The sequence below is a fragment of the Streptomyces sp. ActVer genome (assembly GCF_027270795.1).
Taxonomy (GTDB): Bacteria; Actinomycetota; Actinomycetes; order Streptomycetales; family Streptomycetaceae; genus Streptomyces; species Streptomyces umbrinus_A.
In genome coordinates, this window is record NZ_JAPWHT010000281.1 from 1 (window position 1) to 13,579 (window position 13,579).

The window sequence follows — 13,579 nt, forward strand, 5'->3', positions numbered from 1 at the left end:
GGGGCTCCGCCCCCGAACCCCCGCAAAAAGATTGGGCAGTTCCGCACGCCCCTATTCAGGGGCGCGGGGGACTGCGCAATCTTTTAGCCCAGCCACACCCAACCCGCAGCCAAAAGCCTCTCAGCCCGTCCGGCGTTTGAGGACGAGCGCGTCAGCGCGATGCGGGGGCCTGGGGGCGGCAGCCCCCAGTGGCGGGCATCCTCAGACGAGGTTGACCGACCGAGCCTGAGTGGCGCCGATCTCCTCAGCCAGCTCCGTCAACACAGTCTGCGGAACCGTGTCGTCCACGGTCAGCACGGCCAGAGCCTCGCCACCCACGTCCGCACGGGCGACCTGCATACCCGCGATGTTGATGCCCGCCTCGCCGAGGATCCGGCCGAGGGTGCCGACGACACCGGGACGGTCGGTGTAGTTGAGGACGACCATGTGGTCGGCGAGCGCCAGATCCACGTCGTACTCGCCGACCGCGACGATCTTCTGGTGGTGCTTGGGGCCGGCGAGCGTGCCGGAGACCGAGACCTCCTGGCCGTCACCGAGGGTGCCGCGCACGGTCACCACGTTCCGGTGGTCCGAGGACTCCGAGCTCGTGGTCAGCCGCACCTCGACGCCACGCTCCTGCGCGAACAGCGGAGCGTTCACGTACGACACGGTCTCGTCGACGACGTCCTCGAACACGCCCTTGAGCGCGGAGAGTTCGAGCACCTTGACGTCGTGCTGGGTGATCTCGCCGTACACCTCGACGTCGAGGCGGACCGCGACCTCGCCCGCGAGGGCGGTGAAGATGCGGCCGAGCTTCTCGGCGAGCGGCAGACCCGGCTTGACGTCCTCGGCGATGACGCCGCCCTGGACGTTCACCGCGTCCGGGACCAGCTCGCCGGCGAGCGCGAGGCGCACCGAGCGGGCGACGGAGATACCGGCCTTCTCCTGCGCCTCGTCCGTGGAGGCACCGAGGTGCGGGGTGCAGACGACCTCGTCGAGCTCGAAGAGCGGGGAGTCCGTGCAGGGCTCCTTCGCGTACACGTCGAGGCCGGCACCGGCGACGCGGCCCTCCTTGAGCGCGGAGTACAGCGCGGCCTCGTCGACGATCCCGCCGCGCGCGGCGTTGACGATCCGCACCGAAGGCTTGACCTTGTGCAGCGCCTCGTCGCCGATGAGACCGACGGTCTCGGGCGTCTTGGGCAGGTGCACGGTGATGAAGTCGGAGACCTCGAGCAGCTCGTCCAGCGACAGGACCTTGACGCCCATCTGCGCGGCCCGCGCGGGCTGTACGTACGGGTCGTAGGCGACGACCTTCATGCCGAAGGCCGACATGCGCTGGGCAACGAGCGCGCCGATGCGGCCCAGACCCACGACACCGAGGGTCTTCTCCGCGAGCTCGACGCCGGTGTACTTGGAGCGCTTCCACTCACCGTTCTTGAGCGCGGTGTTGGCCTGCGGGATGTGACGCGCGGAGGCCAGGAGCAGACCACAGGCCAGCTCGGCGGCGGTCACGATGTTCGAGGTGGGGGCGTTGACGACCATCACGCCGGCCTTGGTGGCGGCGGAGACGTCTACGTTGTCCAGGCCGACGCCGGCTCGTGCGACGACCTTCAGCTTGCGCGCGGCGGCGATGGCCTCGGCATCGACCTTCGTCGCGGAACGGATCAGGATCGCGTCGACGTCGGCGATGGCGGGCAGCAGTTCGGCGCGGTCCGCGCCGTTCGCGTGCCGGATCTCGAAGTCCGGGCCCAGGGCGTCGACGGTCGCGGGCGACAGCTCTTCAGCGATGAGTACGACAGGTTTCGAGCTCACGTGAGTCCTCACAGGTCCAATGCGGACGGCCGTCCCGACGGCCGCATGCGGTGGAGGGAGCGGCGCCGGGGAGTTCCGGGTGCGTTCCCGCGTCGTTCGGTGCGTGCTCTCGGTGTGCCGGGCGAAGGTCCTCGTAGCGGAGCTACTTGGGCCTTTGGCCGGTGCAGCGAGAGTGCGTACCGGGCGGCGTGGGGACGTGCCTGAAACTCCTCGGTGTCGCGATTGCCGCGTGGAAGACGCACGACGCTGTGGGCCCGACGCGTATTTAGTGGAGCAGTCTAGTGCCGCAATGGAGGTCGTCTTACGCCTCCACGGAAGGATCACTCATCCGTGGCTGGACACCATGGACAAGCGGGTTACCGGAGGTTCGGCGACGGGGCCGCGACAGATTGCCACGGCCCCGTCCGCACGGCTTACGCGTCGTCGTCGTTGACCCACGACATGAGCTTGCGCAGCTCCTTGCCGGTGGTCTCCAGCAGGGACTCGGCGTCCTGCTGCTTGTACTCGTTGTACTTCTTCAGACCGCCGTGGTACTCGTCCATCCACTGCTGGGCGAACGTGCCGTCCTGGATCTCGCCCAGGACCTTCTTCATCTCGGCCTTGGTGGCGTCCGTGATGATGCGGGGGCCGGTGATGTAGTCGCCCCACTCGGCGGTCTCGGAGACCGACCAGCGCATCTTCTCCAGGCCGCCCTCGTACATGAGGTCCACGATCAGCTTCAGCTCGTGGAGGCACTCGAAGTACGCGATCTCCGGCTGGTAACCGGCCTCGGTCAGCGTCTCGAAACCGGCCTTGACCAGCGCGGCCGTACCACCGCAGAGAACGGCCTGCTCACCGAACAGGTCGGTCTCGGTCTCCTCGGTGAAGGTCGTCTTGATGACGCCCGCACGCGTGCCACCGATGCCCTTGGCGTACGAGAGCGCCAGCGGGAAACCGTTGCCGGTCGCGTCCTGCTCGACGGCCGCGATACACGGAACGCCGCGGCCCTCCTCGTACTGGCGGCGGACCAGGTGGCCCGGGCCCTTCGGGGCGACCATGCAGACGTCGATGCCGGCCGGGGGCTTGATGAAGCCGAAGCGGATGTTCAGGCCGTGGCCGAAGAACAGCGCGTCGCCGTCGTTGAGGTTGTCCTTGATGGACTCCTCGTACACCTGGGCCTGGATCGGGTCCGGGACGAGGATCATGATGACGTCGGCCTCGGCCGCGGCCTCCGACGGGGTCACCACGCGCAGGCCCTGCTCCTCGGCCTTCGCCTTGGACTTGGAGCCCTCGTGCAGACCGACCCGGACGTCGACACCCGAGTCACGGAGCGACAGCGCGTGGGCGTGGCCCTGGCTGCCGTAGCCGATGACCGCGACCTTGCGGCCCTGGATGATGGACAGGTCGGCGTCGTCGTCGTAGAACAGCTCGGCCACTGGGTTCTCTCCTATGTGTGCTGGGTGTTGCGTCCCACCGTACGGCGGGAGGGGAAAAGGAAGTTTCGGGGTCTCGGAATACGGGCGCGTACGACTTCGCGTATGCGACTTCGCGCACGAGTCCTACGCGGATCGGTCGAGAGCGCGCAGCGAACGGTCGGTGATCGACCGGGCGCCGCGGCCGATGGCGATCGTGCCGGACTGGACGAGTTCCTTGATGCCGAACGGCTCCAGCATCTTGAGCATGGCCTCCAGCTTCTCGCTGCCGCCGGTGGCCTCGATGGTGACGGCCTCCGGGGAGACGTCCACGGTCTTGGCGCGGAACAGCTGGACGATCTCGACGATCTGGGAGCGCGTCTCGTTGTCGGCGCGCACCTTCACCAGAACGAGTTCGCGCTGAACGGCCGCGGCCGGCTCCAGCTCGACGATCTTCAGGACGTTGACGAGCTTGTTGAGCTGCTTGGTGACCTGTTCGAGCGGCAGTGCCTCGATCACGTTCACCACGATCGTGATGCGCGAGATGTCGGGGTGCTCGGTGACGCCGACGGCGAGCGAGTCGATGTTGAAGCCGCGCCGGGAGAACAGGGCGGTGATCCGGGCGAGGACACCGGGCTTGTTCTCCACCAGGACGGAGAGCGTGTGCTTGGACATGGTCTGCTTCCTTTACCTACGGCTCTCAGTCGTCTTCGTTGTCGCCGAAGTCGGGGCGGACGTCCCGGGCGAACATGACCTCGTCGTTGGAGGTGCCGGCGGCGACCATCGGCCACACCATGGCGTCCTCGTGGACGATGAAGTCGATCACGACGGGACGGTCGTTGATCGAGTTCGCCTCTTCGATGCACTTGTCGAGGTCGTCCGGGGACTCGCAGCGGATCGCGTAGCAGCCCATGGCCTCCGACAGCTTCACGAAGTCGGGGACGCGGGTGCCGGCGCTCGGCTGCTTTCCGTCCGCCTCGGGGCCGGAGTGCAGCACGGTGTTGGAGTACCGCTGGTTGTAGAAGAGGGTCTGCCACTGGCGGACCATCCCGAGGGCGCCGTTGTTGATGATGGCGACCTTGATCGGGATGTTGTTCAGGGCGCAGGTGGTGAGCTCCTGATTGGTCATCTGGAAGCAGCCGTCGCCGTCGATCGCCCAGACCGTACGGTCCGGGGCGCCGGCCTTGGCACCCATCGCGGCCGGAACCGCGTACCCCATCGTCCCGGCGCCGCCCGAGTTCAGCCAGGTCGCGGGCTTCTCGTACTGGATGTAGTGCGCGGCCCACATCTGGTGCTGGCCGACGCCCGCCGCGAAGATCGTGCCCTCGGGGGCGAGCTGTCCGACGCGCTCGATGACCTGCTGGGGCGAGAGCGAGCCGTTGTCCGGCTGGTCGTAGCCCAGGGGGTACGTCTCGCGCCAGCGGTTGAGGTCCTTCCACCAGGCGGTGTAGTCGCCCCGGTGACCCTCGCTGTGCTCCTTCTGCACCGCCTGCACCAGGTCGGCGAGGACCTCGCGGGCGTCGCCGACGATCGGCACGTCGGCGGCACGGTTCTTGCCGATCTCGGCCGGGTCGATGTCGGCGTGGACGATCTTCGCGTACGGGGCGAAGCTGTCCAGCTTGCCGGTGACGCGGTCGTCGAAGCGGGCTCCGAGGGCGACGATCAGGTCGGCCTTCTGCAGCGCGGTGACGGCGGTGACCGCACCGTGCATGCCCGGCATTCCCACGTGCAGCTCGTGACTGTCGGGGAATGCGCCGAGCGCCATCAGTGTGGTGGTGACGGGCGCTCCGGTGAGTTCTGCGAGGACCTTCAACTCGGCGGTGGCACCGGCTTTGAGGACGCCGCCGCCGACGTACAGGACGGGCCGCTTGGCCTGGGTGATCAGCCGGGCGGCCTCGCGGATCTGCTTGGCGTGCGGCTTGGTCACCGGGCGGTAGCCGGGCAGGTCCTGGGCGGGCGGCCACTGGAAGGTGGTGCGCGCCTGGAGTGCGTCCTTGGCGATGTCGACGAGGACGGGGCCCGGGCGGCCGGTGGAGGCGATGTGGAAGGCCTCCGCGATCGTCCGCGGGATGTCCTCGGCCTTGGTGACGAGGAAGTTGTGCTTGGTGATCGGCATCGTGATGCCGACGATGTCCGCCTCCTGGAAGGCGTCCGTACCGATCGCCTTGGACGCGACCTGGCCGGTGATCGCCACGAGCGGCACCGAGTCCATGTGCGCGTCGGCGATCGGCGTCACCAGGTTGGTGGCGCCGGGGCCGCTGGTCGCCATGCAGACGCCGACCTTGCCGGTGGCCTGCGCGTAGCCGGTGGCCGCGTGGCCCGCGCCCTGCTCGTGGCGGACGAGCACGTGGCGCACCCGCCGGGAGTCCATCAGCGGGTCGTAGGCCGGAAGGATCGCACCGCCGGGAATGCCGAATACCGTCTCGGCCCCGACCTCCTCGAGAGAACGGATGAGGGACTGCGCTCCCGTCACCTGCTCGGGGGCGGACTGCTGTCCTCCGGAACGGGGCCGCGGCTGCGGGTGGTGGGCCCCGGTGGCCTGCTCGGTCATCGGCATTCTCTTCTCGATGCTGAGGGTTTTTGCGAGGTTTGTGCGGTGTTCAGTTACTGCTCGGCCTGCGCCTGTGCAACAAAAAACCCCTCGTGCCGTGAGGCAAGCGAGGGGAGCGCGCCGGGTGCGGTCGCTGGGAGTTCCGGGTCATCGATCCGGTGCTTCCCAGCTCAGCCGACGCGCTTTCCAAGTACGAGAATTCGGGTGCGCATGGCACAGACCCTCCCCCCGGCACGCAGTGCGTGTCAAGTGGGTGGGACGGGAGTCTCATCATGTGAGCGGAGGGCCGTACCGGTTCCGTACGCGGCCGAGGACACCCCGGCCACGTACGCACTCGTACTCCCACCTGCGTAGACACCGCTGCTGCCACCTCCCACGAAGATCGGTTCGACGGGGCCGTGGGGCACGGGGTAGGCGCCGGCCGCGAGGGCGCGGCGCAGTCGGTACTCGTCCAGCGGTCCGGAGAACGCGTTGCCCTGTCCGTGGGTGCAGCCCATCGAGCGCAGGGCGATGACCTGCTCGGGCAGGTCCACTCCGGCGGCCACGGTCTGCAGGCCCAGGTCGTTCGCGATACGCAGCAGCCCACTGGTGATCTTGTGGAGCCGGGCGGACTCGACGACGCCCTCCACCAGACCGCGGTCCAGTTTCAGTACGTCGACGGGGAGGCGGCGCAGTGCGGTGATCGTGGCGTAGCCGTTGCCGAAGCCGTCCAGAGCGATCCGGACGCCCAGCCGCCTCAATGCGTTGAGGCGGCGCTCCAGCTCGTCGAGGGAGATCTTGGGATCGGTTTCGGCCAGTTCGATGACCAGGGCACCGGACGGCAGGCCGTGCCGGGTCAGCAGGGCCTCGACGGAGCCCATGGGCATGGACCGGTCGAGGAGCCGGCGGGCGGTCATCCGGACGGCGACGGGCACGGCGAGCCCCGTGGCGGCGCGCTCGGCGGCCTGTTCGACGGCCTCCTCCAGCATCCAGCGGCCCAGCTCGGCGGTGCGGTCGCTGTCCTCGGCGACGCGCAGGAACTCGGCGGGGGTGAACAGCACGCCCTGGGCCGAGCGCCAGCGTGCCTGGGCCGCGACCGCCGTGATCCGGCCGGTGTCGAGGGACACCACGGGCTGGTGCAGCAGCGCGAACTCGCCGTCGTGCAGGGCGGCCCGCAGCCGGGTGGCCAGCTGCGCCTTCCGTACGACGTCCTGCTGCATCTGTGGCGCGTACAGCTCGACGCGGCCCTTGCCCGCGGCCTTCGCGCGGTACATCGCGAGGTCGGCGTTGCGCAGCAGTTCGCCCGCGCCGAGGCCGGGTTCGGAGAAGGCGACACCGATGGAGGCGGCGACCCGGACATCGTTGCCGTCGATGGTGTACGGCTGCGAGAGGGTCACGCGCAGCCGGTCGGCGAGTTCGAAGATCTGGCGCTCGCGCGCGGTGCGGTCGCGGCCGCCGTCACCGACGATCAGAGCGGCGAACTCGTCGCCGCCGAGGCGGGAGGCGGTGTCGCTCTGCCGGACGGCGTCCTGGAGTCTGCGGGCGGCCTGGACGAGCAGTTCGTCGCCGGCCTGGTGTCCGATGGTGTCGTTGACGGCCTTGAAGCCGTCGAGGTCGATGAAGAGGACCGCGGTGCCGCGGTCGGAGGAACGGCGGCCGGAAAGCGCCTGTCCGACGCGCTTGGTGAACAGGGCGCGGTTGGGCAGGTCGGTGAGCGGGTCGTGCTCGGCGTTGTGCTGCAGCTGTGCCTGGAGGCGGACCCGTTCGGTCACGTCACGACTGTTGAAGATGAGGCCGCCGTGGTGGCGGTTGACGGTCGACTCGACGTTGAGCCACCCGTCGTCGCCGAACTTGAAGCGGCACTCGATGCGGGTGGTGGGTTCCTCGCCGGGGCTGGCGGCGAGGAAGCGGCGCACCTCGTGCACCACGCAGCCCAGGTCCTCCGGGTGGATCAGCGACGCGAGCTCGGAGCCGACGAGTTCCTCGGCGGGCCGTCCGTAGACGCCGGCCGCGGCCGGGCTGACGTACCGGAGGATGCCGTTCGGGGCGGCGATCATGATGACGTCGCTGGAGCCCTGCACCAGGGAGCGGAAGTGGTTCTCCTTCTGCGCCAGTTCCTGGGTGAGGGTGATGTTGTCGATGAGCATGATGCCCTGGCGCACGACGAGGGCGAGCACGACCGTGCCGCCGGTGACGAGCACCACGCGGTCGACGCTGCGGCCGTTGAGCACGTTGTAGAGGATGCCCAGTGTGCAGACGGCGGCGGCCAGGTAGGGAGTGAGTGCCGCCAGTGAACTGCTGATGGGCCGGCTGGCCGGATACCGACTGTGACCTCCTTCCTGGAGGGGCACGTGTGCCGCTTGTCCCTGTTGGGGCCCGGGCACGTAGCCGTACACCACGCGCGTGTGCCCCTCTTCTTCCGTGTGTCCGCGTTGTTGCCCCACCCAGGGGGCGTACGCGAGCAGTAGTGATCCGGCGAACCAGCCCGCGTCGAGCAGTTGCCCGGAGCGGTAGTCGTTGTGCATCAGCGGTGAGGTGAACAGGGCGTCGCACATGACCGTCAGGGCCAGGGCGCCGATCGCGGTGTTCACCGCGGAGCGGTTCACCGCCGAGCGCCTGAAGTGCAGTGCGAGCACCATGCTCACCAGGGCGATGTCCAGCAGCGGATACGCGAGCGACAGCGCGGTGTGCGGGACGCTCGGACCCCCCGCCTTCGCCGCCTGGGCGAGCGCGAGGCTCCAGGAGAGCGTGAGCAGCGAGCCGCCGATCAGCCAGGCGTCCAGGCCCAGACAGACCCAGCCGGCCTTGCTCACCGGCCGTTTGGCGAGCACGAGCAGTCCCACGATGGCCGGTGGCGCGAAGCACAGGAAGAACAGGTCGGCGTAGCTCGGGTTGGGCACCGGGGCTTCCAGTACGACCTCGTACCAGCCCCAGACGAGGTTGCCCGCCGCCGCCATGGCGGAGGAGAGCGCGAAGAGCAGCCATGCTGGTCGAAAGCGGCTGCGACGGGTACGGGCGCAGAGGAAGCAGGAGACGGCCGCGGTGGCGGCCGCCGCACTCAGCCCGAAGTCGCCCATGATCAGGGCGAGTCGTGGTGATCCCCAGCCGAGCGCGGAACCGACGGCGTATCCCGCGCACACCAGGGCCAGCACGAGTTGCGGTACGACACTCGTTCCGCCCCCGGGGACCGGACGACGGGTTGGCAGCGCCGCCGGGGAGCTCACTGTGTCTCTCCGGACCGTGCCGCCCCCGAGTCCCTCTGGTCCCGGCGTGCCGGATGTGCGTGCCTCCTGCGACCGCCGGGCCTTCGGTGGTGATGGCCGCTGTGACCGCGTCTGTGCGTCGGTACGCGCCAGGGTCGTCGTCGGCGGCCCCGCCGCGTCGGATCGTTGGTCCATAGACCGTGCATCGCCCGTCGCCCCCCTCGCTCTTGCTGTCTGTCGCTCCCCGGCGCCGAACGGTGCACGGCGCAGCCCCTGTCGGGACGATACACCAGTCTCGTCACTCAGGGACATAGTCTCTCTACGCTCCGTGACGACCAGCGGGAATACGGGCACGGCCCGCATTCGGAAGACTGCGGAGGGTGCCCGGCGGAGTCCCCGCCCGGGTGCGGCCGAGGGTGGAGGAGGACTAGGAGCCCGTCGTAAGGACCACGTTCCGCAGCGGCTCCCGGTTCACAAATCGGTTCAACTGGTCGCCCAGGAGCTGCTTGGCGCGCGGGAAGAACGCGGAGGTCGGGCCGCCCACGTGGGGGCTGATGAGAACGCCCGGCGCATGCCACAAGGGGTGCCCCGGGGGCAGCGGCTCGGGATCGGTGACATCCAGGGCGGCCGTGATCCGGCCGCTCTCCAGCTCGGCGAGGAGCGCCTTGGTGTCGACGACTCCGCCGCGGGAGACGTTCACGAGCAGGGCGCCGTCCTTCATCCGGGCCAGGAACTCGGCCCCTGCCAGGCCCTTCGTCTGCTCGGTGAGGGGCGTGATGAGCACCACCACATCGGCCTCCGGGAGTAGTTCGGGCAGGGCGGTGATCGGATGCACGGGACCGCGCGCCGTCTCGCGTGCGGAGCGCGCGACGCGCGCCACCCGCGCGAGCTCGAAGGGAACGAGCCGGTCCTCGATGGCCGAACCGACCGCTCCGTAGCCGACGATCAGTACGGACTTGTCCGCGAGCGCGGGCCGGAATCCGGACCGCCACTCCTCGCTGCCCTGCCCACGGACGAAGTCGGGGATGCCTCGCAGCGAGGAGAGGATCAGGGTGAGGGTGAGTTCGGCGGTGCTCGCGTCGTGCACCCCGCGCGCGTTGCACAACTTCACGCCCTCGGGGAGCAGTTGCAGGCCCGGCTGTACGTGGTCGATGCCGGCGGACAGGGTCTGCACGACCTGGACGGATGTCATTTCGGCCAGGGGGCGCACCGAGACGTCGCTGCCCTTCATGTAGGGCACGACATAGAAGGAGCAGTCGGCGGGATCGGCGGGAAAGTCCTGCTCACCGTTCCAGAAGCGGTAGTTGGGGCCGTCGGGGAGACCGTCGAGGTCGTCTGCGTGAAACGGAAGCCACACTTCGTACGTCATGGTCAGGAGGCTATGCGAAGCACCTGGGGACGCAGAGGTTAGTTTGGGGTGCCAGGAAAGGGAGGGCACGGCCAGGTGGAGCGCAGGACGATCGGGGCGGCGGCGCTCGAGGTGGGGGCTGTCGGCCTCGGGTGCATGCCGATGAGCTGGGCGTACTCGGGTTCGCGGCAGCGGGGCGACGAGTCGCTGCGGACCGTGCACGCGGCCCTCGACCGGGGCGCGACGCTCCTGGACACCGCCGACATGTACGGGCCGTTCACCAATGAGCTGTTGGTGGGCCGGGCACTGAAGGAGCGGCGTTCCGAGGCCTTCGTGTCGACCAAGGTCGGTCTCCTGGTGGGCGAACAGCACATCGTGGCCAACGGCCGCCCCGGCTATGTGAAGCGGGCGTGCGACGCCTCTTTGCGCCGCCTCCAGACGGACGTCATAGACCTGTACCAGCTGCACCGCGCCGACCCGGAGATACCGGTCGAGGAGACGTGGGGCGCGATGGCCGAGCTCGTCTCGGCCGGCAAGGTGAGGGCGCTCGGGCTGTGCGCGGTGGGTGCGCGTTCCCATCGCCGTTCGGGAGCCCGGCTGCACGACGGAACGATCCGCCAGCTGGAGCGGGTGCAGCAGGTCTTCCCGGTGAGCACGGTGGAGGCCGAGCTGTCCGTGTGGTCGCCGGAGGCGCTGGAGGGTCTGCTGCCGTGGTGCGAGGCGCGCGGCGTCGGCTTCCTGGCGGCGATGCCGCTCGGCAACGGCTTCCTGACCGGGACGCTCACCCCCGGCGAGGGCTTCGAACCCGACGACGTACGGGCCCGGCACCCCCGCTTCACCGCCGAGATGATGGCCGCGAACCAGCCGATCGTCGCGGGTCTGCGGCGTATAGCCGCCCGGCACTCGGCGCAGGGTGCGGACGTCACTCCCGCGCAGGTGGCGCTCGCGTGGGTGCTCGGGCGGGGGCGGCACGTGGTGCCGGTGCCGGGGACCAAGCGGGAGTGCTGGGCCGCGGAGAACGCGGGGGCGGCCGGACTCCGTCTGACGACGGAGGATCTCGCGGAGGTGGCGGGACTGCCTTCGGCCCGGGGATCCTGGGACTGAGAGGGTCCCGCCCGGCACCGATCGGGGCTCTTGGGACCCAATGGCACGGTTCGCGCGGGCCCGGCGTTTCGGAGTTCGTCGCTTCGGGGTTCGGTGATCGGGAACCCATGAGGCGCGAGCGGCGACTGCGTTTCCCGGGGGACGACCCCCGGACCCCCAGCCGGGAAGACACCGTGATCCGTCCAAGTGGGAACCTGCGGAGCACTCGCGGTGTATGAAAAGTAGAACCTGCCGCGTCGAAGGGATCCTGATCGTGCAACGTCGAGCTGTGACGGCCATGTTGGCCGCGGCCACGCTCCTGGTGACGGCCGGGTGCTCCTCGGGGGACGGGGAGGAGTCGGGCGGCGGCGGGAGCACGTCTCCGGGCAGCTCGGAGCCCGGCGCCTCGGCCCCGTCCTCCGGGCAGACGGCTGAGGAGACCCCGCCCGCCAAGGGCTCCGTGAAGGTCGTGCGGACCGTCACCGAGGGCCTGAAGAGCCCCTGGGGCCTGGCGCCGCTGCCCGAGGGCGGCCTCCTGGTGTCCTCGCGGGACGAGGGGACGATCACCCGGGTCGACGAGAAGACCGGCAAGAAGACCGAGCTGGGCTCCGTGCCCGGAGTGGCCCCCGCCGGCGAGGGCGGCCTGATGGGCCTTGCCCTCTCTCCTTCGTACGCGTCGGACCACATGGTCTACGCGTACTTCACCTCGGACTCGGACAACCGCATCGTGCGCATGCTGTACGACGCGAAGAAGCCGGCCGGCCAGCAGCTGGGCGCGCCCGACACGGTGTTCAGGGGCATCCCCAAGGGCACCAACCACAACGGCGGCCGGATCGCCTTCGGCCCGGACAAGATGCTGTACGTGGGCACGGGCGAGACCTACGTCACCGAGCTCGCCCAGGACAAGAAGTCCACCGGCGGCAAGATCCTCCGGCTGACCCCGGAGGGCGAGCCGGCGCCGGGCAACCCGTTCAACTCGCCGGTCTATTCGTACGGCCACCGCAATGTGCAGGGCCTCGCCTGGGACTCCAAGCAGCGGCTGTTCGCCTCCGAGTTCGGCCAGGACACCTGGGACGAGCTGAACCACATCAAGCCGGGCGACAACTACGGCTGGCCGGAGGCGGAGGGCCAGTCCGACGACTCCAAGTACCACAACCCGATCGACCAGTGGAGCACCGACGAGGCCTCCCCCAGCGGTATCGCCTACGCGGAGGGCTCGATCTGGATGGCGGGGCTGCGCGGCAAGCGGCTGTGGCGCATCCCGCTCAACGGCACGGAGGAGTCGGCGGACCCCCAGGCCTTCCTGGAGGGCGACTACGGCCGCCTGCGCACGGTGGTCTCGGCGGGCGGCAACAAGCTGTGGCTGATGACGAGCGAGACGGACGGCCGGGGGACCCCGGAGTCGGGCGACGACAAGATTCTGGAGCTGGAGGTCACGTAGGACGCCCGAAGGCAGGGGCGTCTATTCGGGAACTTTCCCGGGGCCCGGGGCCTGGTCCGGAACCGAGGCCTGAGCTGGGGCCGGGGCCGTAGCCGGGGCCTGCTCCCTAGCCGGAGTCCGGTCCGGGGTCGAGGTCGGGGTCGGGGTCGGATCCGGCTCGGCTGCGGCCTCCGCCTCGGGCTGCGTCGGCAGGCGGACGACCACCTTGCCGGAGGCGAGGTCTATCGGGCCTCGTCCGGGGTCCCCGTCGTTCAGGTCGACGCGGGTCAGTTCCAGCCGCTTGCGTTCCTCGTCGGTGTGCTTGCGGCCTGGTGCGAAGAGCTCCTCGATCATGTTGAACACGGTGCCTCCCTCGACCCGGGGTCTCTTACAGCGTAGACCTCACCGCGTGGATCCCACTGGGTGCGTCCCACGGGGTGGGTCCGTCTGCGTACCCCTGTGCGCGTGGATCTCACCCGGCCGTCCGGGCGCCGGCCTGGTGTGGTGGGAACAGCCGCATCCGGTGCGCGAGCGCGGCGGCCTCGCCGCGGCCGGAGACGTTGAGCTTGGCGAGGATGTTGGAGACGTGGACGCTGGCCGTCTTCGGGGAGATGAAGAGCTCCTCGGCGATCTGGCGGTTGCTGCGGCCTGCGGCGACCAGGCGGAGGACGTCGCGCTCGCGGCTGGTCAGACCGAGTGCCTCGACCGGGTCGGCGGGAGCGGGGGCGGACCGCTCGGAGGCGCGGGCGAGGGTGAGGCGGGCGCGCTGGGCTAGCAGGGCGACGGCATCGGCGAGCGGGCGCGCGCCGAGGT

The 13,579-nt window shown here is 69.7% G+C and carries 10 protein-coding genes; 2 read left to right on the forward strand and 8 right to left on the reverse strand.

Annotation, left to right across the window (positions count from 1 at the left end; translation table 11 throughout):
* Positions 1-201: 201 nt before the first annotated feature.
* The 6 genes from serA to O3Q52_RS34725 all read right to left on the reverse strand — a co-directional run bounded on the left by serA (position 202) and on the right by O3Q52_RS34725 (position 10,284).
* Entirely contained in the window at positions 202-1,791 is a 1,590-nt protein-coding gene (gene serA / locus O3Q52_RS34700; protein ID WP_269652615.1) for a phosphoglycerate dehydrogenase, read from the reverse strand.
* A gap of 413 nt (positions 1,792-2,204) precedes the next feature.
* Entirely contained in the window at positions 2,205-3,206 is a 1,002-nt protein-coding gene (gene ilvC, locus O3Q52_RS34705; RefSeq protein ID WP_269652616.1) for a ketol-acid reductoisomerase, read from the reverse strand.
* A 123-nt stretch (positions 3,207-3,329) separates the two neighbouring features.
* Complete coding sequence (gene ilvN / locus O3Q52_RS34710) at positions 3,330-3,857, reverse strand: acetolactate synthase small subunit (protein ID WP_269652617.1); 528 nt, start codon at positions 3,855-3,857, stop codon at positions 3,330-3,332.
* 25 nt (positions 3,858-3,882) lie between these two features.
* Complete coding sequence (locus tag O3Q52_RS34715; protein WP_055615063.1) at positions 3,883-5,739, reverse strand: acetolactate synthase large subunit; 1,857 nt, start codon at positions 5,737-5,739, stop codon at positions 3,883-3,885.
* Positions 5,740-5,978: 239 nt separating this feature from the next.
* Positions 5,979-9,110, reverse strand: coding sequence for a bifunctional diguanylate cyclase/phosphodiesterase (locus O3Q52_RS34720; RefSeq protein ID WP_269652618.1), 3,132 nt, complete (start codon positions 9,108-9,110; stop codon positions 5,979-5,981).
* Positions 9,111-9,342: 232 nt separating this feature from the next.
* A complete protein-coding gene (locus O3Q52_RS34725; RefSeq protein WP_269652619.1) occupies positions 9,343-10,284 on the reverse strand; it encodes a 2-hydroxyacid dehydrogenase in 942 nt (313 codons plus the stop codon).
* A 75-nt stretch (positions 10,285-10,359) separates the two neighbouring features.
* Between O3Q52_RS34725 and O3Q52_RS34730 the strand changes: the two genes are divergently transcribed.
* The gene (locus tag O3Q52_RS34730; RefSeq protein ID WP_269652620.1) at positions 10,360-11,367 is read left to right on the forward strand and encodes an aldo/keto reductase; all 1,008 of its coding nucleotides are present in this window, start codon (positions 10,360-10,362) and stop codon (positions 11,365-11,367) included.
* A gap of 214 nt (positions 11,368-11,581) precedes the next feature.
* Positions 11,582-12,787 (forward strand): sorbosone dehydrogenase family protein, encoded by a 1,206-nt coding sequence (locus O3Q52_RS34735; RefSeq protein WP_269652621.1) that lies wholly within the window; start codon positions 11,582-11,584, stop codon positions 12,785-12,787.
* Positions 12,788-12,808: 21 nt separating this feature from the next.
* Here the strand turns inward: O3Q52_RS34735 and O3Q52_RS34740 are convergent, their stop codons facing one another.
* Both O3Q52_RS34740 and O3Q52_RS34745 read right to left on the reverse strand, forming a co-directional pair.
* Positions 12,809-13,129 (reverse strand): DUF6191 domain-containing protein, encoded by a 321-nt coding sequence (locus O3Q52_RS34740; protein WP_269652622.1) that lies wholly within the window; start codon positions 13,127-13,129, stop codon positions 12,809-12,811.
* Between the two features lie 109 nt (positions 13,130-13,238).
* Positions 13,239-13,579: response regulator transcription factor (locus tag O3Q52_RS34745; RefSeq protein ID WP_269652623.1), on the reverse strand; the 341-nt coding region annotated here is incomplete at its 5' end.